This window comes from Mesorhizobium sp. M9A.F.Ca.ET.002.03.1.2, from assembly GCF_003952365.1.
Lineage (GTDB): Bacteria > Pseudomonadota > Alphaproteobacteria > Rhizobiales > Rhizobiaceae > Mesorhizobium.
Genome location: NZ_CP034443.1, coordinates 3,928,976 through 3,950,829, shown reverse-complemented (window position 1 = coordinate 3,950,829; position 21,854 = coordinate 3,928,976). Strand labels below are relative to the sequence as shown.

23 protein-coding genes are annotated in these 21,854 nt (G+C 63.3%); 9 read left to right on the top strand and 14 right to left on the bottom strand.

Going from position 1 to position 21,854, the window contains the following annotated elements; genetic code table 11:
- Nucleotides 1-3: 3 nt before the first annotated feature.
- From EJ066_RS18910 to cysS, 3 genes are all read right to left on the bottom strand, one after another.
- Nucleotides 4-390: a VOC family protein gene (locus EJ066_RS18910; RefSeq protein WP_126040540.1), complete on the bottom strand. Its 387-nt coding sequence runs from the start codon at nucleotides 388-390 to the stop codon at nucleotides 4-6.
- Nucleotides 387-794 carry a DUF559 domain-containing protein gene (locus EJ066_RS18905; RefSeq protein ID WP_126040538.1) on the bottom strand — a complete coding sequence of 136 codons (408 nt, stop codon included), beginning with the start codon at nucleotides 792-794 and terminating at the stop codon, nucleotides 387-389. The genes EJ066_RS18910 and EJ066_RS18905 overlap by 4 nt, the downstream gene beginning before the upstream one ends.
- Nucleotides 795-969: 175 nt before the next feature.
- Nucleotides 970-2,466 carry a cysteine--tRNA ligase gene (gene cysS, locus EJ066_RS18900; protein ID WP_126040536.1) on the bottom strand — a complete coding sequence of 499 codons (1,497 nt, stop codon included), beginning with the start codon at nucleotides 2,464-2,466 and terminating at the stop codon, nucleotides 970-972.
- A 396-nt stretch (nucleotides 2,467-2,862) separates the two neighbouring features.
- Between cysS and EJ066_RS18895 the strand changes: the two genes are divergently transcribed.
- Entirely contained in the window at nucleotides 2,863-3,018 is a 156-nt protein-coding gene (locus EJ066_RS18895) for a hypothetical protein (protein ID WP_126040534.1), read from the top strand.
- Between the two features lie 78 nt (nucleotides 3,019-3,096).
- On the opposite strand, the gene EJ066_RS18890 is transcribed toward EJ066_RS18895, so the two are convergent.
- On the bottom strand, nucleotides 3,097-3,858 hold the full coding sequence (locus EJ066_RS18890; protein ID WP_126040532.1) for an SOS response-associated peptidase: 762 nt from the start codon (nucleotides 3,856-3,858) through the stop codon (nucleotides 3,097-3,099).
- 120 nt (nucleotides 3,859-3,978) lie between these two features.
- Here EJ066_RS18890 and EJ066_RS18885 point away from each other — a divergent pair, with 120 nt between their 5' ends.
- From EJ066_RS18885 to EJ066_RS18870, 4 genes are all read left to right on the top strand, one after another.
- Nucleotides 3,979-4,398 (top strand): NUDIX hydrolase, encoded by a 420-nt coding sequence (locus EJ066_RS18885; protein WP_126040529.1) that lies wholly within the window; start codon nucleotides 3,979-3,981, stop codon nucleotides 4,396-4,398.
- A 49-nt stretch (nucleotides 4,399-4,447) separates the two neighbouring features.
- Nucleotides 4,448-4,825: a TIGR02301 family protein gene (locus tag EJ066_RS18880; RefSeq protein ID WP_126040526.1), complete on the top strand. Its 378-nt coding sequence runs from the start codon at nucleotides 4,448-4,450 to the stop codon at nucleotides 4,823-4,825.
- A 315-nt stretch (nucleotides 4,826-5,140) separates the two neighbouring features.
- Nucleotides 5,141-5,398: a hypothetical protein gene (locus EJ066_RS18875; protein WP_077381793.1), complete on the top strand. Its 258-nt coding sequence runs from the start codon at nucleotides 5,141-5,143 to the stop codon at nucleotides 5,396-5,398.
- A gap of 31 nt (nucleotides 5,399-5,429) precedes the next feature.
- The gene (locus tag EJ066_RS18870) at nucleotides 5,430-6,233 is read left to right on the top strand and encodes a hypothetical protein (protein ID WP_189644309.1); all 804 of its coding nucleotides are present in this window, start codon (nucleotides 5,430-5,432) and stop codon (nucleotides 6,231-6,233) included.
- 14 nt (nucleotides 6,234-6,247) lie between these two features.
- On the opposite strand, the gene EJ066_RS18865 is transcribed toward EJ066_RS18870, so the two are convergent.
- The 3 genes from EJ066_RS18865 to EJ066_RS18855 all read right to left on the bottom strand — a co-directional run bounded on the left by EJ066_RS18865 (nucleotide 6,248) and on the right by EJ066_RS18855 (nucleotide 8,682).
- Complete coding sequence (locus tag EJ066_RS18865) at nucleotides 6,248-6,985, bottom strand: nucleotidyl transferase AbiEii/AbiGii toxin family protein (RefSeq protein ID WP_126040524.1); 738 nt, start codon at nucleotides 6,983-6,985, stop codon at nucleotides 6,248-6,250.
- Nucleotides 6,986-7,059: 74 nt separating this feature from the next.
- A complete protein-coding gene (locus EJ066_RS18860) occupies nucleotides 7,060-7,266 on the bottom strand; it encodes a hypothetical protein (protein ID WP_245454941.1) in 207 nt (68 codons plus the stop codon).
- Between the two features lie 84 nt (nucleotides 7,267-7,350).
- On the bottom strand, nucleotides 7,351-8,682 hold the full coding sequence (locus tag EJ066_RS18855; RefSeq protein WP_126040518.1) for a dihydroorotase: 1,332 nt from the start codon (nucleotides 8,680-8,682) through the stop codon (nucleotides 7,351-7,353).
- A gap of 83 nt (nucleotides 8,683-8,765) precedes the next feature.
- Here EJ066_RS18855 and EJ066_RS18850 point away from each other — a divergent pair, with 83 nt between their 5' ends.
- The 3 genes from EJ066_RS18850 to EJ066_RS18840 are packed head-to-tail and all read left to right on the top strand — an operon-like array spanning nucleotide 8,766 to nucleotide 12,482.
- The gene (locus tag EJ066_RS18850) at nucleotides 8,766-9,644 is read left to right on the top strand and encodes a folate-binding protein YgfZ (RefSeq protein ID WP_126040516.1); all 879 of its coding nucleotides are present in this window, start codon (nucleotides 8,766-8,768) and stop codon (nucleotides 9,642-9,644) included.
- Nucleotides 9,644-10,297 carry an HD family hydrolase gene (locus EJ066_RS18845; protein ID WP_126040514.1) on the top strand — a complete coding sequence of 218 codons (654 nt, stop codon included), beginning with the start codon at nucleotides 9,644-9,646 and terminating at the stop codon, nucleotides 10,295-10,297. Before EJ066_RS18850 ends, EJ066_RS18845 begins: the two co-directional genes overlap by 1 nt.
- Nucleotides 10,298-10,346: 49 nt before the next feature.
- Entirely contained in the window at nucleotides 10,347-12,482 is a 2,136-nt protein-coding gene (locus EJ066_RS18840; protein WP_126040512.1) for an EAL domain-containing protein, read from the top strand.
- A gap of 8 nt (nucleotides 12,483-12,490) precedes the next feature.
- Here the strand turns inward: EJ066_RS18840 and EJ066_RS18835 are convergent, their stop codons facing one another.
- Complete coding sequence (locus EJ066_RS18835) at nucleotides 12,491-13,381, bottom strand: fatty acid desaturase family protein (protein WP_126040510.1); 891 nt, start codon at nucleotides 13,379-13,381, stop codon at nucleotides 12,491-12,493.
- A gap of 115 nt (nucleotides 13,382-13,496) precedes the next feature.
- On the opposite strand from EJ066_RS18835, the gene EJ066_RS18830 reads away from it, so the two are divergent.
- On the top strand, nucleotides 13,497-14,435 hold the full coding sequence (locus tag EJ066_RS18830; protein ID WP_126040509.1) for a LysR substrate-binding domain-containing protein: 939 nt from the start codon (nucleotides 13,497-13,499) through the stop codon (nucleotides 14,433-14,435).
- Between the two features lie 10 nt (nucleotides 14,436-14,445).
- Here EJ066_RS18830 and EJ066_RS18825 read toward each other — a convergent pair whose 3' ends face one another.
- From EJ066_RS18825 to EJ066_RS18800, 6 genes are all read right to left on the bottom strand, one after another.
- Complete coding sequence (locus EJ066_RS18825) at nucleotides 14,446-14,718, bottom strand: DUF3303 family protein (RefSeq protein ID WP_126040507.1); 273 nt, start codon at nucleotides 14,716-14,718, stop codon at nucleotides 14,446-14,448.
- Between the two features lie 23 nt (nucleotides 14,719-14,741).
- Nucleotides 14,742-16,205 carry a RimK family protein gene (locus EJ066_RS18820; protein WP_126040505.1) on the bottom strand — a complete coding sequence of 488 codons (1,464 nt, stop codon included), beginning with the start codon at nucleotides 16,203-16,205 and terminating at the stop codon, nucleotides 14,742-14,744.
- Complete coding sequence (locus EJ066_RS18815) at nucleotides 16,202-17,308, bottom strand: peptidase C39 family protein (RefSeq protein WP_126040503.1); 1,107 nt, start codon at nucleotides 17,306-17,308, stop codon at nucleotides 16,202-16,204. The genes EJ066_RS18820 and EJ066_RS18815 overlap by 4 nt, the downstream gene beginning before the upstream one ends.
- A 228-nt stretch (nucleotides 17,309-17,536) precedes the next feature.
- Nucleotides 17,537-18,331 (bottom strand): anti-sigma factor, encoded by a 795-nt coding sequence (locus tag EJ066_RS18810; protein ID WP_126040501.1) that lies wholly within the window; start codon nucleotides 18,329-18,331, stop codon nucleotides 17,537-17,539.
- Nucleotides 18,328-18,846, bottom strand: a complete 519-nt coding sequence (locus EJ066_RS18805; protein WP_126040499.1) for an RNA polymerase sigma factor — start codon at nucleotides 18,844-18,846, stop codon at nucleotides 18,328-18,330. Before EJ066_RS18805 ends, EJ066_RS18810 begins: the two co-directional genes overlap by 4 nt.
- Nucleotides 18,847-19,000: 154 nt before the next feature.
- Entirely contained in the window at nucleotides 19,001-21,772 is a 2,772-nt protein-coding gene (locus EJ066_RS18800) for a DUF2339 domain-containing protein (RefSeq protein WP_126043962.1), read from the bottom strand.
- Nucleotides 21,773-21,854 lie beyond the last annotated feature (82 nt).

Below are 21,854 nucleotides of genomic sequence, written 5' to 3'. Positions count from 1 at the left end.
ACTTCACTCCGGGGCGTGGCAGACGGCTTCGATATTGTTGCCGTCGGGATCGAAGACGAAGGCGCCGTAGTAGTTCGCATGATAGTGCGGACGCAGGCCCGGCCCGCCATTGTCCTTGCCGCCGGCGGCGATGGCTGCGGCATGGAAGGCATCGACCTCGGCGCGGCTGCGCGCGGTGAAGGCGACGTGCTGGCGGTCCTTCGGCTTGTCCTTGCCGGCATGCAGCCAAAACACCGGCCGGTCACGGCCATAGCCGCCGACCTTGGCGCCGCCGGTGTACTCCTGCGGCACCATGTAAAGCAGCGAGGCACCAAGCGGCGCCATCGCCTTGTCGTAGAAGGCCTTCGACGCGTCGAAATCGGAAACGGTGATGCCGAGATGATCGATCATGGGACTGCCTCCCTTGCTGGTTCGCGCGCCGGCATTTCAGCGCCGGCCAAGCCTGCTTCAATCACGATGTGCTGGCAGACATTGTCGATATCGCGGATGACGTCATCGTTCCAGAAGCGCAGGATGGTCCAGCCCAGCGCTTCAAGCTTCGCGCTCCTCACGGCGTCGACCTCCAAAGCTTCGGTCTGGGCGTGCTGGGAGCCGTCCAGTTCGACAATCAGCTTTTTGGCTGGACAGGCGAAGTCGACGATGTAACCGGCGATCGGCATCTGGCGACGAAACGCCAATCCCATGAGCCGGTGAGCCCTGATCTCATTCCAGAGCTTCAGTTCGGCGTCGGTCATTGCCTTGCGCATCTTGCGCGCATTGCGGCGGTTGTTCGGAGGCACTGGATAGTGAGTCATCGCAGTTCGCCCCCCTCTGTCCTGCCGGACATCTCCCCCTCAAGGGGGAGATTGGACGGCACTTCGGCTTTCGCCAATCACCTACGTTGATGATCGGACGCCTCCAGCGAAGCTGCCAATCTCCCCCTTGAGGGGGAGATGCCCGGCAGGGCAGAGGGGGTGCTTGGCGCCACCCTCACCGCTTCACCTCCCAGGTCGTCACACGTTCGCCGGTGACGGGGTCCTTGCCGTCCTTTAGCTGAATACCTTGCGCCAACAACTCGTCGCGGATGCGGTCGGCCTCGGCCCAGTTCTTCGCGGCGATGAGCGCGAGGCGTTCCTCGACTCGGCGATTGATAGGGGCGTCAAGTTGTGACACCAGAAGATCATAGCGCCCCATTAGGTCGGCGTCGAAGAGCCCAATTAGCTCTAACGCCTCCCCCAGTTGCCGATGTTGACTGCCTCTTGCGAATTGTCGAACCAGAGCGAGTGCCTCAGACACGTTCAAGTCGTCTTTTAGCGCCTGCACTACTTCAGGCACATTGTCGTAGCCAAGGCCTGGCTGGAAGTTAATCTCCTTCAGCTTCTCGTGCCATTCTATGACTTCTGAACGTGCGAGCTCAAAACGTGACGACGTCCAATCTATTGGGCTTCGGTAGTGGGTCTGGAGCATAGCAAGTCTCATACCCAGCCCATTCCATCTGCGAGCCACCTCCTGTTGCGCCATGGAAGGTTCGAGTTCGAACATCGCAAAGTGTAGTTCAGAATTCAGGATCTGATCTATCGTCAAGAAATTGCCCAGGCTCTTGGACATCTTCTGTCCCTCGACCTGCAGGAAGCCGTTATGCATCCACACCTTGGCCATCACGTCAGTGCCGTGGGCGCAACGCGACTGGGCGATCTCGTTCTCGTGGTGCGGGAAGATCAGGTCGAGGCCGCCGCCATGGATGTCGAAGACCTCGCCGAGATAGGCGGCCGACATCGCAGAGCACTCGATGTGCCAGCCCGGCCTGCCCCTGCCCCACGGGCTGTCCCAGCCCGGCTCTTCCGGCGAGGACAGCTTCCACAGCACGAAATCGCCAGGGTTTTTCTTGTGTGCATCGACGGCGACGCGGGCGCCGGCCTGCTGCTCGTCGAGTTGGCGCTTCGACAACTGGCCGTAGTCCGGCATCGAGACTGTGTCGAACAGAACTTCGCCTGCCGCGACATAGGCATGGCCGCGTTCGATCAAGCGTTGAATCAAGGAGATCATGTCGGCCTTGCCGTCGGGCCTAGGCTCGACGAATTCGGTGGCGCGCGGCTCGACCGTCGGCTTCAGGCAGCCGAGCGTCGCCACGTCCTTGTGGAACTGGTCGGCGGTCTTTTCGGTGACCCGACGGATCGCCTCGTTCAGCGACAGCTTTCCCGAGGCGATCTCGCCGCCGAAATCGCGCAGGGCGCGGGCGTTGATCTTGTCATCGACATCCGTGATGTTGCGCACATAGGTGACGTGCGCTTGCCCGTAGAGAAGGCGCAGCAGACGGAACAGCACGTCGAAAACGATCACCGGCCGCGCGTTGCCGATATGGGCAAAGTCGTAGACCGTCGGACCGCAGACATACATGCGCACATTGCGCGGATCGATCGGGAAGAAATCCTCCTTTGTCCGCGTCAGCGTGTTGTAGAGGCGCAGGCCCTTCGGTGCGTCAGACATTCCGTGCCTTCCCGGTCCGATACTCTTGTTTGAGCTGGAGCCTTGCTTGCGCCGAGACGCAAATCAGGCTCCAGCCTGCTGGCCGGGGCGTTTGTCCACTCTAGAAGGAAGATAGGCGAAAACGTCCGGACCAGCGCGAAGCTAGCCAATAATGCAAATGCCACAAATGGCGAAAGACGTTCTCATAAGCGGCTTTATCGCCTCACCTACTGTTGCCGTCAAGTCGCACATCAGGCAAAAGCGTCGCTGGATCACAGGTAATGACGCACCGAAACATTTTATTAAACATCTCGGCACAGTCATGAAACATTCGTCGGCTAGGTCAGCAGGTGTCACGATTTGGTCGGATTCGACCAGCAAACGCGGACACGAAGACCTTACCCAGGGAAGAGAGAAATGCCCCGAACCAAGCAGGAACCCAGCGGCGCCAAGCAACCGGCGCTTGCCAGCCAATATCGGGCGATCGGCCCGGCCGCGATCGTCGCCGCCCTTCTCCACACGGCGAAGAAGAAAAAGCCGGTGCAAAAGATCATATCGCCGCGCGCTGCCTGACGTCCGGCCAGCCGGTCGCCAGTAAATGGGCGCCGGCAATGAAGGCGCTGAAGCGCCTCAGGAAAATAGTAGATACTGCTAAAACAAGGTCATCTGACTGTCGTCCGCGCCGGGCTTCTGGCGCCTGGCCTTCTCGGGCTCCGGCCCCACGACGCCCCTCTCCTGAATCTCCGGTCCGGTGTTGCCAACCTTGTTGACGAGGTCGGAAACCGGGACAGCCTCGAAGAAGTCGAGTTGTGCCGGTCTGAGCAGATCGGCCACGTCGCGCGGCTCCAGCGTGCGGCAATCCAGCCAGCGGGCGAAATCGCGAGGATCGATCACCACCGGCATACGGTCGTGGATGTGGGCGATGTCGGCATTGGCGTTGACGGTCAGGATGGCGCCGGTGTCCATTTCCGATCCGCCAGGCTCGGCATAGGTCTCGATCAGCCCGGCGAAAGCGACAAGCCCGCCATGCTTCGGCCGCACCCAATAGGGCTGGCCCCTCCTGCCGCCTGATTGATGCCATTCATAGAAGCCGGAAGCCGGCACCAAAGCGCGGCGATGGCGCATGGCGGTGCGAAACGAGGCTTTTTCCGTTGCTCCCTCCGAGCGGGCGTTGAATAGCAGCGGAAACGCGCGTGTGTCCTTCACCCAGGCCGGGATCAGCCCCCAGCGCACCAGCATCGGCTGCCGGTCGGGAAGGTTCGAGCCCGGCGCCTGCGGCAAACCGGCGACCGCCATCAGCACCGGCTGCGCCGGTGCGATGTTGTAGCGCGCCGGAAAATCCTCCAGCTCCGCCAGCCCCAGAAAGGCGGCGGTCTGGTCGGGTGTGGCGGTCAAGGCAAAACGTCCGCACATGAACTAAGCTCTTCGAATTGGTGTCATCTGACGGTGACGATGGAACCGACGTCGCGCAACCGCTAAAGCTGTTCACCGCCGGCTGGTCCACAAGGTGATGCAGCGGTCGAACGGAGAGTCATGGACGAAGTGCGTAGGATACTCCCGGCTGTCTCGGTCGCCATAGTCCGCGGCGACACGGTGCTGCTGGTCAAGCGGGCGCGGCAGCCTTCGCAAGGCTTTTATGCGTTTCCGGGCGGCAAGGTCGAGGCCGGCGAGACGTTGGAAGAAGCCGCGCGACGCGAGTTGCAGGAAGAAACCGGCTTGCAGGCGCACAACTACCGCCCCCTTCGGGAAATCCACATCGACGGCAGCAACGACGGGCACCCAGTCGACTATCTGCTGACGGTGTTCGCCGCCACTTATGCCGGCGGCGAGCCCGTGGCCAGCGACGACGCCGAGACCGCCGCCTTCTATACGCTCAGCGAAATGAGGGCGCTGCCGCTTGCCGCTTCGGTGTTTGCCGTTGCCGACGAATTGCTCAGGAAAGCAGGGGCGTAAACCTCCAAAATCGCCTTGCGGGCAGCAAATTGTTTCGCCACAAAGACTTATGATCCGCGCCGTGTTTTTCCTCGCAGCTTGCCTCGCCGCCAGCACGGCAATCGGGGCGCGGCCGGCTGTGGCCGCCGAATCGCCGTTCGAGCCCGGACTGATGCGGCTGGCGGAGGTGCTTGGATCGCTGCATTTCCTGCGCAATCTGTGCGGCGAAAAGGGCGACCAGTGGCGGGTCGAGATGGAAAAGCTGATCGCGTCGGAAAATCCCGACCCGGAGCGGCGCGCCCGCTTTATCGCCAGCTTCAACCGCGGCTACCGCTCCTTCAGCGGCAGCTACACGCAGTGCACCGCTTCGGCGACGGAAGCCATCAGCCGCTACATGAAGGAAGGCGAGACGCTGTCACGCGACATCGCCTCGCGCTACGGCAACTGACCTTGCCACCTCCCGGCTTGTGTCCGGCGACGTCTTAGTGCAATCCTTGTGTTGCGCTTCTGCAACAGCATTAACGAAACGTTATCGCGCGGATGTGGAATTAACTCAAACTGAAGGTTTTCGTCCCCCTCACCGGCCTAATCGGCTAAGTTTAGGTCGGATCGAACGCAGGTTTGCAAAACGCTATCGACCTTGTCGAAGGCGACCCCAGAAATGTCGTATTTACAAGTACTTACTTAGCCTGCGTGTAAAAATGGAAAGCCCAAGCCTGATCCGCACCTGTCGGATCGTCGCTTGAAAAGGGTGGACATCGCAATGGAACATGGCGTCAACGACATCGACGCGCTGGTCAGGGAAGAGAAGCGCCTGACCGCCGTGGAAAGCCACAGCGAGGCCTGGGCAGAAGGGCTTTCGGCCGGAATCGAGCCGGAAATCATCGCCGAGGCGGCCCTCGAAACCGCGTTCGGCGAAATGCTGCGCGCCAATGGCGAAACCTCGGCCCTTGCCCTGCTCGACCGCATGCGTGAAAAGGTGATAGCCGGGGCCTTCGAACCAGGACGGTTGCGGCACTGAACCCGCATCAGGCTCTTTGGAGAGGCAAGCCGTGAATTTTTCGATGTCGGGCCAGCCGCGTGGCTTGGTCCTCAGCATCCGGGTCGCTGTTTTTTGCGCCGCGGTTCCGCTAGCGCTCTGCCTCGCGGGCAGCGCCGCTTATGCGCTGAGTGAAATCAAGCGCGAGGACCTTCCTTCTCCGGTCGCGCCGCCCCCCGACGACGACATGTCGCCGCCCGGAACTGCGGTGCCGATGCCCGACCCGCCCGGCACGACGCCGCCCGCGGGCAGCCAGCCGACGCCGCCCGGCGAGCCGGAACAGGTCGACCCGGAGGGGCCAGCGGACGATGGTGGCATGGCCAACCCGCGTGCCGATCCGGATGAACCCTTGCCCGAGGTCGTCTACGATCTCGGCAAGCTGCCGGAGCCGGTCAGGCGCATGCACGACCTGATCGTCGAGGCCTGCAAGAGTGGCGATATCGAAAGGCTCCGGCCGCTGATTGGCAAGGGCGACACGATGACCCAATTGTCGTTGAGCGAGATCGAAGGCGACCCGATCACCTTCCTGAAGGGTCTTTCGGGCGACACGGAAGGCCAGGAGATCCTCGCCATCATGGAAGAGGTGCTCAATGCCGGCTATGTCCATGTCGATGCCGGCACACCGCAGGACCTCTATGTCTGGCCGTATTTCTTCGCGCTGCCACTGGACAAGCTCGACGCCAGGCAGCGGGTCGAGCTGTTCAAGATCGTCACCGCCGGCGACTATGACAGCATGAAGCAGTTCGGCGCCTACATCTTCTACCGCGTCGGCATCACGCCGGATGGACAGTGGGCGTTCTTCGTCGCTGGAGACTGAGGGCCGGCGGAATACTAGTTGCTCGGGTTGGCAGAATCCTTGCCGATGCCCGCCTCCGGCCAAATGCGAATGGCCTCTTTTCGAAAGGCCGAAATGGCATTGCGCGCCGCGCCGGCCTCCATCTGTAAGGCCTCGGCGGCGTAACGCAGTTCGTCCGCGTCCTGGAGCCTGTTCGCAACCCATGCGGCCTTGCGCCGGATATCCGGTCCATAGGCAGCTTGCGTCTTCACAAGAGCGTCGATCGGGATTTCGCCATAGGCGTTGACCAGCATTCCAAGATCGATGGCGTCGCGATATGCCACTGCGCGGTCCTGACATCGATCGGCGTTTGCCAGCAGCTTCTCGGCAAACATATCGGCCGGGACCAGGGCAGGCACGTTCAGATCGGCATCGAAATGGCCTTGCAAGGAGATGCGGCCTTCGCGCACGACTTCGAATTTGATCAGTTGTCCCTTCAAACGCACGACAGTCCTCAGGCCATATTGATCGATCAGGAAATCCCGGACGGGCTCGACGGGTTCGGGAAAGAACGCCCTGACGCCATGTTCGACGGCTGACGTCCTCAGTTCGCGGTAACCGCCGGCGCTGGCGCACAGAAAGTCGATATCCAGAGACCGGCGATATTCGCCCAGTTTCAGCACAATCGCCGTCCCGCCGCCAAACCAGCATTGGGTAGCGATCAGAAAATCACGATCCATCAGCCCGAGGGCTTCAGTGATGATGCGATGCTCAGACCTTTTGAATTCCCTCATGACTTCCGCTCGCGGTGTGTCCTGTTTGATATCGTGGATGCGAGAAGAAAGATCAGGAGAAGAAAGAAAGGATTTCAGCCTGCGACCAGAAGAACCCCGTGACCGAATTCGGCGGCCAGACTCTGTATAAGCTGCTTTTCACGTGCGGTAAGGCGCGTTTGATCGACAAAACGCCAATTGCGCTCGTACAGTGCAAATGCTTCTTCGGCCGGGATCGGGCGCGCGGCGTCGCGGTTCCAGGCTAGCGCCTGCAACTGCGGAAACTCGGCTGGAATAATCATTGTCACTGCATTTGTATTCATAACGGCCTGAACATAATGCAGAACGCCCAGGAATCAAAGACGTGAAGCGTCCTTGAAGGGTGCCTAACCCGCCAGCGCTTCGGAAAACTCCACCGCCCTGCCCTGTCCGGGGGTGACGATCTCGCCTTCCCACATCACGCGCCGGCCGCGCACGACGGTGCCGACCGGCCAGCCGGTTACTTGCCTGCCGTCATAAGGAGTCCAGCCGGCCTTCGAGCCAGCCTGCGCATTGGTGATGGTCTCACGGCGCTTCAAATCGACAACCGTGAAATCGGCGTCGTAACCGGCCGCGATGCGGCCTTTCCTGGCCATGCCGAAGATGCGCTGCGGACCGTGGCTGGACAGGTCGACGAAACGCTGCAACGTCAGCCGGCCGGCATTGACATGATCCAGCATGATCGGCACCAGCGTCTGCACGCCGGTCATGCCCGACGGCGAGGCCGGATAGGGTTTCGCCTTCTCGGCAAGCGTATGCGGGGCGTGATCGGAGCCCAGCACATCGACGATACCTTGCGCAATGCCGTGCCAGATGCCGTCGCGGTGGCGCACTGCCCGCACCGGCGGATTCATCTGGATCAGCGTGCCAAGCCGCGCGTAATCATCCGCGCTCAGCGTCAGATGATGCGGCGTCGCCTCGCAGGTCGCGACATCCTTGTGCTGCTCGAGGAAGGCGATCTCCTCGGCGGTCGAGACGTGCAACACGTGGATGCGGGCGCGAACCTGGCGCGCTATGCGCACCAGGCGCTCGGTGCAGCGCAGTGCCGCGATCTCGTCGCGCCACACCGGGTGCGAGGACGGATCGCCCTCGATGCGTTCGCCGAGCCGCTCGCGCAGCCGGAATTCGTCCTCGGAATGGAAGGCGGCGCGACGGCGCGTATTCCTCAAAATCGAGGCGACGCCCTCGTCGTCCTCGACCAACAGGTCGCCGGTGGACGAGCCCATGAACACTTTTATCCCGGCCGCGCCCGCCAGCCGTTCAAGATCGCCGGCGTCATTGGCATTCTCGCGGGTGCCGCCGACCCAGAAGGCAAAGTCGCAATGCATGCGCCCGGTGGCGCGTTGAACCTTGTCGGCGAGGGCTGCTTCGCTGGTGGTCAGCGGGTTGGTGTTGGGCATCTCGAACACGGCGGTGACGCCGCCCAGCACCGCTGCCCGCGAGCCTGTTTCCAAATCTTCCTTGTGCTCAAGCCCCGGCTCGCGGAAATGCACCTGGCTGTCAACGACGCCCGGCAGGATATGCAGGCCGCGACAGTCGACCGTCTCGCCGGCGGAGGACTGGCCGAGATCGCCGATGGCGGCGATGCGCCCGCCATTGATGCCTATGTCGCGCCGGCCCTCACCATCGTGGTTGACCACCGTGCCGCCTGTCAGGATGAGGTCGTAGGTCGTGGCCATGCTGATCCGGTCTCTTGCGGGGGGAGTGTCAGCGGCTTACGTAATGGCCGACCGTTTTGCAAGATCAGGTTCTTTTTCCGCCCATGTCCTTTGCCCAGTTGAAAGACCGCGCACTCGTTTCCGTGTCAGGCCCGGATGCTGAAAGCTTTTTGCAGAACATTCTGACCACAGACCTCGACGCATTGGCTGCCGGCGAAGCAAAGCCCGGCGCCTTGCTGACGCCGCAAGGCAAGATTCTGTTCGACTTCCTGATCTCGCGCGCTGGCGAGAATGCCTTCCGCCTCGAATGCCGCGCCGATATATCGGGCGATTTCATCCGCCGGCTGATGCTCTACAAATTGCGCGCCAAAGTCGAGATTGCCAAGGCCGATCAGGGGGTTGTCACCGTTGCGTGGGGAGATGATTCAACCACTTCGCAACTTGATTCAACGCCGGTTGCCGATGCACGGTTCCTCGACGCGGCCGTCAGCCGCCTTTATGGCGGCACGGCCGAGGTCGGCGACCCGGCCGCATGGCAAGCTCTGCGCATCGCCCAGGGCATTGCTGAAAGTGGCAGCGACTATCAGCTCGGCGATGCCTTCCCGCATGATGTGCTGCTCGACGAGATCGGCGGCGTCGGCTTCAGGAAGGGCTGCTATGTCGGCCAGGAAGTGGTCTCGCGCATGCAGCATCGCGGCACCGCCAGACGGCGGGTGCTGATCGTTTCGGCCGAACGGCCCCTGCCCGCCCCTGGCACGGAACTGACAGTTGCCGGCCGGCCGGTCGGCACGCTTGGCTCCACCGCCGTAACGACGGGCCTCGCCATAGCCCGTATCGACCGCATCAAGGCGGCGCTCGACGCCGGCCAGCCGATCATGGCGGATGACGTCACCGTGTCGCTCACCATCCCCGCCTGGGCGAAATTCACTTTTCCGCTGGAAACCGTTGGCCCGCAGGAATCCGTCGGCACGGAGGAGGCCTGATGGCGGCCGACCGTGCCGGCGCGCCGCCGCGCGCCTGGCAGCGGATGCTGTCGGGCCGGCGGCTCGATCTGCTCGACCCTTCGCCGCTCGACATCGAGATTTCGGACATCGCCCATGGGCTTGCCCGCGTCGCCCGCTGGAACGGCCAGACCAGCGGCGACCACGCCTTTTCCGTCGCCCAGCATTCGCTGCTGGTCGAAGCGCTTTTCGGCGAGCTGGTGCCGGACGCCCCGGCCGACGCGCGGCTGGCGGCTTTGCTGCACGACGCGCCGGAATATGTCATCGGCGACATGATCTCACCATTCAAATCGGTGATGGGCGGCAGCTACAAGGATTGCGAACTCAGGCTGCAGCGCGCCATCCATCTGCGCTTTTCGCTGCCGGTCGAACCGGGTGCGGGCCTGCGCAAGGAAATCAAGCGCGCCGATCAGATCGCCGCCTATTTCGAGGCAACGCTGCTTGCCGGCTTTTCGACCGCCGAGGCGACCGAATTCTTCGGCCGGCCGCGCGGCTTCAATGCCGCCCGCTTCGATTTCACGCCGCGCTCGGTGACCTGGGCGCAAAACGCGTTCCTCAAACGGTATGCGGCGATCGAAACGGAACGTCAGGCAACGGTTACGGGCGTTCGGCGAAGTAAAAGAACGCTAAATTAACCGGCGGCTACCACAGTATCGTGTCGATCACGGTCTGCAGGCCCCGCATATGCCCCTCGCTCATGCCAAGGCTGGTTCGCCCGCGCGCAGGCGCGGCGCCGGAGGCATCGGCCAGAAGCGGCGCATCGAAGACGAACTACGCAAACAGGATGATCGTTTTTCGGCAGCCGTCGAGAACATGTCGCATGGCTTGGGCATGTTCGACGCCGACGAGCGCATGATCATCTGCAACGGCAATTATATCAGCATTTTCTGCCTCGACCCTGAGATCGTGCAGCCCGGCATCCGGTTTTTCGACATCCTCCAGCACAGCGTCGACATCGGCGTCGCCTCGCACAGCGCCGAAGAACTCTACGCCATCCGCAAACCTTATATCGACCAGGCGAAACCCTCGACCTACGAGGAAACGCTGTCGGATGGGCGCATCATCAACATCTCGCACCGGCCGCTGGCTTCGGGCGGCTGGGTGTCGATCTATGAAGACATCACCGAGCAACGGCGCGCCGAGCTGGAGCTGAAGGAGCAGCACCGCCGTTTCGACGCGGCACTCGCCAACATGTCGCAAGGCCTTTTGATGTATGACGCGGACGGCAGGCTGATCGTGCGCAACGGACGTTTCCTGGAACTCTACCACGTGATGCCGGCCGACTTTCCGCTTGGCATGAGTCACCGCGACGCGCTTCAGCAGCTCGTGCGCCTGGGTCTCTATGCGGAGATCGACATCGACAGCGAAATCTCGAAAACCGCGGCCTGCCTTCAAGCCGGGGAAATGCGGTCGACCTACCGTCATCTTGCCGATGGCAGAACTCTTTTGGTCGTGCGGCGGCCGATGAGTGGCGGCGGCTGGGTCGTGACCTTCGACGACGTCACCGAGCGCCGGCGCGTCGAAGAGCGCATGACCCATCTTGCACATTACGACACGCTGACCAACCTGCCCAACCGCTCGATGTTTCGCGAACGGCTCGATCAGGCCTTGGGTGAGGCCACGGACCTGGCGATATTCTCGCTTGACCTCGACCGCTTCAAGGCTGTCAACGACACTTGGGGGCACCCGGCCGGCGACTGGCTGCTGAAATGCGTGGCCGAGCGGCTGCAGCGATGCCTGCGCAATGAAAGGGATGTGGTCGCCCGTTTCGGCGGCGACGAGTTCGTCATCATCCAGTTCAATCCAAAAGGTGCCAGTGATGCGGAAAAACTGGCAAAACGCATTGTCGACACCATCGGAAGACCCTTTCGCGACAAAAAACGCGATATGCATGTCGGCATCAGCCTCGGCATCGCCCTTTTCCCCGATGACGGCAGGGATGCCGACACGCTGCTGAAAAACGCCGACATGGCCCTCTACCGGGCGAAAAGCGAAGGACGCAACGTCTATCGCTTCTTCGAGCCGGGCATGGATGCGACGGTGCGGGCACGGCGCGCGCTCGAAACCGATCTTGAGGCGGCGCTGCCGCGGCGTGAATTCGAGCTGGATTTCCAACCCATCATGAACATCGCTTCCGGCGAGATCGTCGGCGCCGAAGCCTTGATGCGGTGGCGTTCGCCGGCACGCGGCTTGGTGCCGCCAGACGATTTCATCCCGGTCGCCGAAGAAATTGGGCTGATCGTGCCGCTGGGAGAATGGGCACTGAGGAAAGCCTGCACGGTTGCGGCGGGCTGGCCGCGTGGGCTGCGTATCGCGGTCAATGTCTCGGCTGTGCAGATCAAAAGCGGCACTTTTCCCCGGAACGTCATCTCCGCGCTGGCATTTTCCGGCGTGCCGGCCGACCGGCTTGAACTGGAAATCACCGAAACAGTGCTGATGGACGAGAGCGATACGGTGCTGAAGACGCTCAGGCAGTTGCGCGACCTTGGCGTCCGCATCGCGCTGGACGATTTCGGCACCGGCTATTCGTCGCTCGGCTATCTCCGCCGCTTCCCGGTCGACAAGATCAAGATAGACCGCTCCTTCATCCGCGACATCGACAACCGCGACACGGCCGCGATCGTGCGCACGGTCATCGGGCTCGGTGCGCAGCTTGGCATCACCGTCACCGCCGAAGGCGTCGAAACCGAAGCTCAGCTGGAGTTCCTGCGCAAGGAGGGCTGCGTCGAGGCGCAAGGCTACCTGATCGGCACGCCGGCAAAGGCATCGGAGATCAACCGGTTGCTGAAGTCGCGGGCGATGCTCAGCCAGTCGGGATGATGCCGCCTTCAGCGCAGCGTTTCGATGTATTTTTCGTGGAAGCTCACATATCCCGGCTCGACCACCTTGAGATGCCGCTCTATCAGCCGGTGGAATTCCGGCAGCTGGTGGAACGGCACGCCGGGATAGGCGTGATGCTCGGTATGAAAGGGCATGTTCCAGGCAAGCTTGCGGACAAGCCAATTGGTCAGCGTCGTCCTGGTGTTCTCCAGCATGTTGGCGACGAAGGGGCAGCGGCCATGCTCGGCCAGCAGATAGAGCCGCAGGAACGGCTGACCGAGCAGAGCCGGCACGATCCAGACATAGATGAGCGTCGTTGCCTGGAACCAGACGGCGAGCACTAGCACGAGGGCATAGAAGGCAATCATGGCGCGGGCCTCGGCGCGCACCTTGGGGCGGCCCTTCGGCGGCACGTAGCTGTCCCGGCTGCGGCCCACGGCATTGGCGTAGAGTGTCTTGAACTGGCCCCACCACAGCGGGATGCCGGAGATGTGGACAATGTACTGCCGCAGGGTCTCCGGCTTCGGAAAGGCCAGTTCCGGATCGTTTTGCGGATCCTGGGTGAAACGATGATGGGCGAAGTGGAAGTAACGGAACCAGTCGGCCGGCAGCACGATCGTCAGGCTGCATAGCCGCGCAACGGCGTCGTTCAGCCACTGCGTCTCGAACGCCGTGCGATGCACCGTCTCGTGCATCAGCGTGAACAGGAACACGATCAGTATGCCTTGCGGCAGCATCAGCAGCGGCCAGAACGGCACCCTGGCTGCGATCAGCGATCCGAAAAGTATGATTGCCCCGCCATGGACGGCAAACTGGATGAGCCCTGGCACATCCGACTTGCCGGTGAGGCGATTGCGCTCCTGGGGCGTCAGCGAGGCAATCACGTCGCGATGATCCATGGGCTTCTTCCCCAGCCGATTGCGTTGGTCAAGCCAAGCTAGCCAACAAAAAACCTTTCTAAAAACGAGGATTTCTGCGATTTAGATAAGATAAGCTAACCTATCTTGGATTGCCATGGTCGCACTTCCATCACTGCGGGGACTTCAGGCCTTCGAGGCCGCGGCGCGCACGGGGAGCTTTGCGGCGGCGGCGGAAGAGCTTTCGGTCTCGGCGGCCGCGGTCAGCCAGCTCATCCGCACCGTCGAGCAGCAGATGGGCCGCAAGCTGTTCCACCGGGTCAACCGCCGCGTCGTCCTCACCGAGGCGGGCGTGGAGATGCTGCCCAGGCTGACCATGGCCTTCCATGAGATCGGCAGCGTTTCGCGCGAGCTGGGCGGCGACGCCTTCCGCCCCCGGCTGGTGGTATCGGTGCCGCCCTCCATGGCGATGGGCTGGCTTTCCCAGCGACTCGCAGGCTTTGTCGCAAGCCATGGCGCCGTCGACATATCATTGAGAGGCGACGACGACCCGGTGCCGTTCGATCGTGAGCTGATCGACATCAGGCTTTCCTACGGCCCCCACTATCGCGAACACCCAACCGAAGACATCGTCAGGGACGCCGTCTATCCGGTCTGTGCCCCGGGATTCGCCAGGGCGATCAAGCCCGGAGGCGGGCCCCTCGCCGGCCTATCACTGATCCACACGGACTGGGGGCCGACTGGTGCTGCCTTTCCGTCCTGGCGTACCTGGTTCGAGGCGGCCGAGATCGAACCCGGCCGCGCCGCGCGGCGGGGCCTGTCGGCGAACTCGTCGCGTGCAGCGCTCGACCTCGCCATTTCGGGCCTGGGCGTCGCGCTGGCGCAAGGCGTGTTCTGCGCCGACGCGGTCGAGGACAGCAGGCTGGTCAGGCCCGTTGCGCGGGCACTCGAGCTGCGCCAGCCCTATTGCCTGACGATCCCGGAGCGAAGCGCCAGACGCGATGTGGTGGCGGCGTTCCGCAAATGGCTGATCGCGGAATGTATCCGTGCCGTCAGATCGCCGGCGCTCGTCGCTCCGTCGTCCGACGGTCAGTGACGGCGCCCGGTCAGAGGTGTCCGCTCAATACCTCGACCATGTCCTTGTTCGTCGCCACGGGAACGATCTCGAACTCCACCAGATCCGCCCATTCGACGACCCAGCGCTGCAGGAGCGTGACGTCATCGGCCTCCACCAGCAGGAAGCAGCGGCTCATGTCCGCCGCGATCCAGCTATGATGGACGAGAAGCTCGTCCGGCTTGAGGCGGCCCCGGTCGCGGAAGCGACGGTAGATCTCCTTGCGATCGCAGCCGCGAAAATCCTCGATGACGAAGAACAGCATCCTTTTCCCCTCAATTCGAGTATTTATCGCCCCGGCCGGTCCAGCCGCTCCAGGAACCACTGCGTCAGCCGCACCCAGACCTCGTCTTTTTCGCCGGAATCCTCGTAGCCATGGTCAAGGTTGGGGTTGTCGTTGACCTCGATGACGAAGATACCGTCCTTGGTCTCCTTGAGGTCGACGCCATAGAGGCCGTCGCCGATGCAGCGCGCCGCCCTCACCGCCGTCTCGACGACGTGGGCCGGCGTCTCCTTCAGCGTGAAGGTCTTGATGCCGCCCTGGTCGGGCTTGCCGTTGGCCTTGTGGTTGACGATCTGCCAGTGCTTCTTGGCCATCAGATAGTGCACGGCAAACAGCGGCTGGCCGCCGAGCACGCCGACGCGCCAGTCATATTCGGTCGGGATGAATTTCTGCGCGATCAAGAGGTCGGAATCCTCCAGCCATTCGGTGGCCAGCGTCTTCAGCTCCTCGAAGGTGGCGCACTTCTTGACGCCGCGCGAGAACGAGGAGTCCGGGATCTTCAGCACCAGCGGGAAACCCAGCGTCTGCGCCGCCACTTCAAGGTCGGAGCTGCCGGCGATCATCACCGTCGGCGGCACCGGCACCTTGTTGTAGGTCATCAGCTCGTTGAGATAGACCTTGTTGGTGCAGCGGATCATCGACAGCGGATCGTCGATGACCGGCATGCCTTCCTGCTGGGCGCGGCGGGCGAAGCGGTAGGTATGGTTGGAGATCGAGGTGGTCTCGCGAACGAACAGCGCATCGTAGTTGGCGAGCTTGGCCAGATCCCTTTTGGTGATCGGCTCGATTTCGACGCCCATCTTTTCGGCGATCTTGGCCCAATAGCGCAGCGACGATATCTCCGACGGCGGCAATTCCTCATGCGGATCGACCAGCGTGGCGAAGGTGTAGCGCGCCGGCGTGCGGCCCTTGGTGTCGCGCCACTCGCGGCTGGTGTAGGTCTCGAGGCACTGAAGGAAGCGCTTTTCTTCCTCCTCGGTCATCCTGGCCAGCGGATGGAAGCCGATCTTGCGGATCGACGCCCATTCGGCGCTGTCGGTGATGTGAACTTCCAGCGCCGGCGCCCGGAACCAGTCGAACAAGAGCTTGGCGAAGCGGTCCCAGACCCTCGACGGGCCGATGCCGAAGAAGATGCAGACTTTTTGCGGAAAGGCGCCGCCGAGATCCTTGCGGCATTTGTTGAGCGCGAGTTCCAGCTCCGGCAGCGCATGCTCGTAGAGCTTGCGCTCGGACAGGTCGATCATCGTCTCGACCGTCGGGATGACCTTGTGGCCGCGCGAGCCGGCGAGCAGCGAGGCGTAGTAGCCGCGGCTCTGGTAGCCGTAATTGTTCGACAGGTTGATCACCTTCGGACGCTGGCCGCGAAACAGCGCCGGATGCGCTAGATAGTCGCGATTGGTGATGATCTTGTGCGGTGTCGCCACCTGGTCGAGATCGTTTTGCCGGCCGGTAAGGATGACCCAGGTCATTGTCTGTCGCGCTTTCCGAGGGTGATGGCGGCACGCAATCCGTCGCGGCCGAACTGCGCCATGTTCATGAAGATGCCGTAAGGCACCGGAATGTTGGCAGCATCAAGGATGGTCTCCTGTCTCTCGTCCTCGACCCAGGGATCGTGGATCAGGATATGGTCGCCGTCGTCGCCGATGGCCAGCACCCAGTGCGGAACCTTCTTGCCGAACATCAGGAAGCCGCTGATCAGGACCAGCACCAGTTTTCCCTCGGCGATCGCGGCGCGGATATCGTCTATGGCGAATGGACGGTAGTTTACCGGAATGCCGTAATGTTCCGCGCGCTGGCGAAAGTCGACCTGCGCCAGTTCCATCACCCGGCGCTTGTCCTGGCTGCGCACCGACTGCAGGAACAGCGCGCCGTGGAAGGAGACATAAATCTCGGCAGAGAGCCCGCTTTCGTGGCCGGCAACGGCGAGGCCGAACGGCTCGCAGCCACCTGGCCCCGACATCATGAAAACGGTGGTCGCCTCGCGCCATAAACGGATTTCCATGACCGGGTCGGGCACGAAGCCGGAATCGAAATTGGCCATCGCCATCATCAGGCAGCACGGGCCGCAGGTGAATTCGCAGGTCTGCTGGTAGAACGGCACCTTGGTGGCGACCGGAATGTCGCCGCGCAAGGTCTTTTCGTAGCGCAGCGCAGTGGCGCCGTCCTCGTAATAGCCCGGTTCGCGGCCGATCTTGCGGTAGCCCCTCTGCTCGTAGATGCGAATGGCCCGGCTGTTGTCCTCGCGCACCTCGAGACGCAGCATCATGCGGTCGTGCTTGAAAGCAGTTTCTTCCGCCGATGCCAGCAGCATGCGGCCAATGCCGAGCCCGCCGAAAAAGGGGCCGATGGCGATGGAATAGAGCCGCGCGACACCGCTGCCCTTGCGAAACAGCACGACCGCATAGCCGGCGACGCGGCCGTCGCTTTCGGCAACCAGCATCTCGGCGCTTTCGCGTTCGATCAACTGGCGAAAGGAGCGGCGGGAAATGCGGTCGCCCGAGAAAACAGCCTTCTCGATGGCGGCGAGCTCATCGACGTCGGACGCGCGGGCCGTGCGAATCTCGGCAGGCATGCGGGCTCGGAAAACCTCGATTGGGTTGTGGAAAAGGCCCTGGTCGAAACGTCGATAACACCAGCCGAAGCGCCAGCATCCGTCAAGCGCTATCGCACCTCGATTCGGGCCGAATTGTGACAGTTTCGGCCCGGCGCATGAGGGCGCGTGGCACTGTAGATCAGTGCAAGGGCTTTGAACAGGATCGCTGTTTTGACCGTGACTCCGGCTTCGGAAAACAGGCGCGGTTCAGCCGGCCAGCCCGGCCAGAAGCTGGCTGTAAGCGCTCTTGGCCACCGCGGTCAGCTGCGCGCGCGGCAGCGAGCCGACGACGGCGCAGCCATAGCCCTTGTCCAGCCAGTAGACGGCCTCGGGGCCGTTCTCTTCCGACCCATAGGTGCCCTTGGCCTTCTCGGCCGATTCAGCAGTGACGAACAGCGAGATGCGCTCGCCCTTGTCGTCCTCATAAAGCAGCATCGCGGCCTTGCTCTCGCCGGCAGGCAGCAGCCGGCCGCCGACGAGTTGGAACCCTTGCGCCGCCAGATCCGGTGCGATCAGCTTCAGGCCGACACTGTTAGACAGCCAGGTCTGCAGATGATCCTTATCGCTGGCCGGCACTTCCACCGCATGCCGTTTTTCGGCGGCATAGATGACATGGGCTGCTATCGCCTGCTCGGCGAGTTGGTCGACCGGCTCTTCCAGACCGAGATGGCCGACACCGGCGACATAACCGCCGACACCGCCAATGGCCAGCACCGCCGCCGCCGCGGCCGCCAGCCACCAGCGCGAGCGCGAGCGCGATGCCGCCGTCCTGACCGGCGCCTCGCCGAACACGATCCTCTGCAACCGCGCCGGCACCGGCTCGTCGAGCACGCCGGCGAAGGCGGCACGCAGCGCTGCGCGGTCGGCGACATAGCGGGCGCTCTTCGCCTTCATTTCGGGATTGGCGTCGAGCCAGGCGTCATAAGCCACGCGCTCGTCGCCCGGCAATTCGCCGTCGAGGGCCATGTGGATATCGCGTTCGGAAAAATCGCGCCTGGTCATTTCTCGACGATCCTTATCGCCCGGCGGCGCGCCGTGTCGTCCAGCAGCCCGCGCAATTCCTCACGCCCGCGCGCGATGCGCGACATCAGCGTGCCGGCCGGCACGCCGAGTATGTTGGCGGCCTCGGCATAGGAAAAGCCTTCGATGGCGACCATGACGAGTGCCGCGCGCCGGTCCGGGCTGATTGCCTGCAATGCGTCGATAATCTCGCGCGAGGCGATGTTCTCCACTTGCTCGGCGGGTGCCGCCTGCGCTTCGCCAGCTTCCAGCGGCAACATCGCCACTTCGCCGCGCCGGTTCACCTTGCGCGTCTGGTCGATGAACAAATGATGCATAATCGTAAACAGCCACCTCCTGGGGCTTTCTCCAGTCTGCCAATTATCGAGCCGCACAAGCGCCCGTTCGAGACAGTCCTGAACGAGGTCGTCGGCGGAATCGCGGTCGCGCAGCAGCGACCGCGCATAGCGGCGCAGGCGCGGTATTTCGCCAAGGATTGCTGCCTTCTTTTCGTCCATGACCGCTGGTTTTCGAGGCCGCCCTTCTTATCCCGATTGAACGCGCCTTCTCGGCGCGGCGCAAGCGGCCAGCGCGAAGCGGTCCGCCGCCCCGGTCACCAAGCGATTGAATAACGCTGGCATCGAGCGATTTATTCCCGAAAATCGAAAGCCGTCAGCTGCTCGTTTGGAGCTTCTCCCTCGCCGCTCTTGTCAGCAGCCGCTGGTAGAACAGGCCGATGCCGATCAGCACCGCACCAAGGCCGATGAAGGACAGCGCCCTCAGCACGCCTTCCAGTTCCGACATGTCGAAGAGGAAGACCTTCAGAACGGCGACCGAGATCAGCGCGGCCGAGGCGATACGCAGCACCTGCGACTTCAGCCAGACGCCGGCGGTAAGCAACGCCACGCCGATGATCAGCCACAGCGCGGAATAGGTGTATGTTTCAAGCTGGCCGAGGCCGCTCCACAGGCCGATGAACTCACCCTTGAACAGGCGCCGAACCGACAGCGTCGCATAGGCGAAGGCAAGCAGTGCGGCCACCAGCGCCAGCATCGCAGCATACCATTTCGGCCGCTTGTCTCTGGCATAGAGCGCGAGCCCCCCAGCAGCGACGGCCGGCAAGAGATAGGCGAGAAACAAAAGGTTGAACACCGGGATCTCGCCGGTCGATTCGTCAGTAAACAGCGGGTTCAACGCCAGGAAATGCTGGACGACGACGAAGGCGGCCGAGACCACGCCCGCGGCAAGTGAACCATAGCGCAGCACCGGGCTTGGCGAGCGCATGTCGATGGCGACCAGGATGGCGCCGGCGCCGATGGCGATCAGCGTGTAGATCGCCTGTTCGGTGAGCGTCGCAGCACCGGTGTCGATGACACCGCCATGCATGGCGTGGCGCACCAGCATGGCAACGGTGAGCAGCGCAAAAAGTGCCGCGCCCGCTTCCAGGGCGAGGCGCGGGCGGCCATTGCCAGCCATTGGGAGTGCGGGGGTGGTGCGGGCGAGCTGCCAGGCAGCAAAACCGAAGGCGAGCGCCGGCACGCCGTAGCCCGGCAGCAGCCAGTTGAAGACAGGCGTCGTCGACAGGAATTCGGCGCCGACGATTGTCGGATCGAAGGCGACGCGGCCGAGCACCGCGATGACCGCACCGACCGAAATCCAGCCGAGCACCGGATAGGCGCGCCAGCGGGTGGCCAACGCCGGCACGATGGCCGCGGCACCCAAGAGGATGGTTGTCCAGCCGGAGCCAAAGGCCATGTAGAGCATCAGCAAGGCGGAGGCTGCTGCCCCGCCAAGCGCGAACGAGACGGCCGCCCCGCCCTGTAGCGGCGGCTCTTCACCGCGCGCGATCCACTCGCCGCCGGCGGCGAAGACCACGACCAGAAGCGCTGCAACCGCCGCGTAGGCAAGATCGCGGTCGAGATTGCCGAAGGTGACCCAGAGCGTCAGGAGAATGACCAGCGGCGCGGCAACGCCCCATGCCGCCCATGAGGCGGCGCGGATTTGTGCCGACGCGGCAAGGTTGCGCGCCGCCCAGAATCCGGCCCCGATGAAGACAAGCCCGAGAAAGATACCGACCCTGAGCATCAGCGTATCGGCCACCGCCGCCGCCAGGCCTTCAACCCCGAGAGCGCCACCCGAAAAGTCGGAAACGATCGAGGTTGGCGGAATGATGCCGAGATAGACCAGCACCGTCGCCAGCCCTGCGGCGTGCAGAAGCGCCAGCGCCAGCGGCCGGTAGAGCGCCACCACGACCAGGGCTGCGATAAGAGCTGCCCCCCACAGAGCATCGCCAGCGGCAGCGTATTCGGGATCGATGAACAGCGCCATGGCCGAAAGACCGACGAAGAAGCCAGGGGCGATCGAAGGCCAGTCGAAGCCACTGGCCGGTTCTGCTTCGCCACCGCGACGGCCGAGCCAGACGAAGGCAAGCACGGCCAAGGTGACGGCATCGATGAACAGGATGGTGGAGAGGTTGGCGCCAGGCGCATCGGTCATGTAGAAGATGGTCCAGAGGCCGGTGCCGACGAAGGCCGCCGCCATCAGCAATCTCCAGTCGCGCATCCGGGCGATGATGCCGGTGGCGGCAAGCACGATCGAGAGATAGCCGAACAGCGCCCACGGATTGGGCGCCTGCGAAGCGACCAGAGCCGGCGTCACCATGGCGCCGAGCAGGCCGATGCCGGCCAGCGCCTGGCCGTGGACGAGGGCTGCCGCGATCGTCGCCACGCCGATGGCGCCAAGCAGCGTGAAGGCGAGCGCCGGACCGATGAAGCCGTAAATGCCATGCGCGGCATAGACCGTGCCGAACAGGATGAAGGCGCCGGCTGCTGTCAGGATCGCTGGAATGTAGGCACCGGTCGCGCCCTGCACCGGCACCCTGAAGCCGGTACGGCGGATGAACTCGCCGGCGGCGACCAGCACCAGCCCAAGCATTGCCGCCATGGCAAGCCGCACGCCGGGCCCGAAAATGCCGGCCTCGATGGTGTAGCGGATCAGGAACAGGCCGCCCAGCGCCAGCGCGATGCCGCCGACCCAGACCGCCCAGCGGGTGCCAAGCGCCGTCTCGACATCGGTCTGGCGCGCGGCCTTCGCCGCTGCCGCGTCCGGCCTGGCGGGCTCCGCCGCCTTCGGCGCCGCTTCGCCGGAAGTCCACGGTCCCGATACGACCTCGCCGCTGCTGGCATCAGTTTCCGCGGCCGGTGTTTCCGGCGCGTTTGCCGGTGGTGAGGCAATGTCTGCCGCTGCGGCCGGGGCCGCATCCGCCGGCTTGCCTTCCGTCGTCGCCTGGTCGGCCGGTTTGGCCGCAGGCGGCACGGCACCGGAAAGCACGAGGCTGCGCAGCGCGCCAAGCTCGCGCTCGATCAGGCCGATGCGGCGCTGCTGACGCGAAATAATAACGAACAGCGCGATGATCGCGACAAGACCGATCAGGCTTTCGAACATGGCGGTTCCCCCAAACCAGGCCAGTTTTACTGACATTCAGTTTTCACTGACACTTAAATACGGCCGTCAAGCGGCTGGGCAA

What these genes read in the sequence shown, in the direction of transcription:
- EJ066_RS18910 (WP_126040540.1), bottom strand. Translation starts at nt 390, where the DNA reads ATGATCGATCATCTCGGCATCACCGTTTCCGATTTCGACGCGTCGAAG.
- EJ066_RS18905 (WP_126040538.1), bottom strand. Translation starts at nt 794, where the DNA reads ATGACTCACTATCCAGTGCCTCCGAACAACCGCCGCAATGCGCGCAAG.
- cysS (WP_126040536.1), bottom strand. Translation starts at nt 2,466, where the DNA reads ATGTCTGACGCACCGAAGGGCCTGCGCCTCTACAACACGCTGACGCGG.
- EJ066_RS18895 (WP_126040534.1), top strand. Translation starts at nt 2,863, where the DNA reads ATGCCCCGAACCAAGCAGGAACCCAGCGGCGCCAAGCAACCGGCGCTT.
- EJ066_RS18890 (WP_126040532.1), bottom strand. Translation starts at nt 3,858, where the DNA reads ATGTGCGGACGTTTTGCCTTGACCGCCACACCCGACCAGACCGCCGCC.
- EJ066_RS18885 (WP_126040529.1), top strand. Translation starts at nt 3,979, where the DNA reads ATGGACGAAGTGCGTAGGATACTCCCGGCTGTCTCGGTCGCCATAGTC.
- EJ066_RS18880 (WP_126040526.1), top strand. Translation starts at nt 4,448, where the DNA reads ATGATCCGCGCCGTGTTTTTCCTCGCAGCTTGCCTCGCCGCCAGCACG.
- EJ066_RS18875 (WP_077381793.1), top strand. Translation starts at nt 5,141, where the DNA reads ATGGAACATGGCGTCAACGACATCGACGCGCTGGTCAGGGAAGAGAAG.
- EJ066_RS18865 (WP_126040524.1), bottom strand. Translation starts at nt 6,985, where the DNA reads ATGAGGGAATTCAAAAGGTCTGAGCATCGCATCATCACTGAAGCCCTC.
- EJ066_RS18860 (WP_245454941.1), bottom strand. Translation starts at nt 7,266, where the DNA reads ATGATTATTCCAGCCGAGTTTCCGCAGTTGCAGGCGCTAGCCTGGAAC.
- EJ066_RS18855 (WP_126040518.1), bottom strand. Translation starts at nt 8,682, where the DNA reads ATGGCCACGACCTACGACCTCATCCTGACAGGCGGCACGGTGGTCAAC.
- EJ066_RS18850 (WP_126040516.1), top strand. Translation starts at nt 8,766, where the DNA reads ATGTCCTTTGCCCAGTTGAAAGACCGCGCACTCGTTTCCGTGTCAGGC.
- EJ066_RS18845 (WP_126040514.1), top strand. Translation starts at nt 9,644, where the DNA reads ATGGCGGCCGACCGTGCCGGCGCGCCGCCGCGCGCCTGGCAGCGGATG.
- EJ066_RS18840 (WP_126040512.1), top strand. Translation starts at nt 10,347, where the DNA reads ATGCCCCTCGCTCATGCCAAGGCTGGTTCGCCCGCGCGCAGGCGCGGC.
- EJ066_RS18835 (WP_126040510.1), bottom strand. Translation starts at nt 13,381, where the DNA reads ATGGATCATCGCGACGTGATTGCCTCGCTGACGCCCCAGGAGCGCAAT.
- EJ066_RS18830 (WP_126040509.1), top strand. Translation starts at nt 13,497, where the DNA reads ATGGTCGCACTTCCATCACTGCGGGGACTTCAGGCCTTCGAGGCCGCG.
- EJ066_RS18825 (WP_126040507.1), bottom strand. Translation starts at nt 14,718, where the DNA reads ATGCTGTTCTTCGTCATCGAGGATTTTCGCGGCTGCGATCGCAAGGAG.
- EJ066_RS18820 (WP_126040505.1), bottom strand. Translation starts at nt 16,205, where the DNA reads ATGACCTGGGTCATCCTTACCGGCCGGCAAAACGATCTCGACCAGGTG.
- EJ066_RS18815 (WP_126040503.1), bottom strand. Translation starts at nt 17,308, where the DNA reads ATGCCTGCCGAGATTCGCACGGCCCGCGCGTCCGACGTCGATGAGCTC.
- EJ066_RS18810 (WP_126040501.1), bottom strand. Translation starts at nt 18,331, where the DNA reads ATGACCAGGCGCGATTTTTCCGAACGCGATATCCACATGGCCCTCGAC.
- EJ066_RS18805 (WP_126040499.1), bottom strand. Translation starts at nt 18,846, where the DNA reads ATGGACGAAAAGAAGGCAGCAATCCTTGGCGAAATACCGCGCCTGCGC.
- EJ066_RS18800 (WP_126043962.1), bottom strand. Translation starts at nt 21,772, where the DNA reads ATGTTCGAAAGCCTGATCGGTCTTGTCGCGATCATCGCGCTGTTCGTT.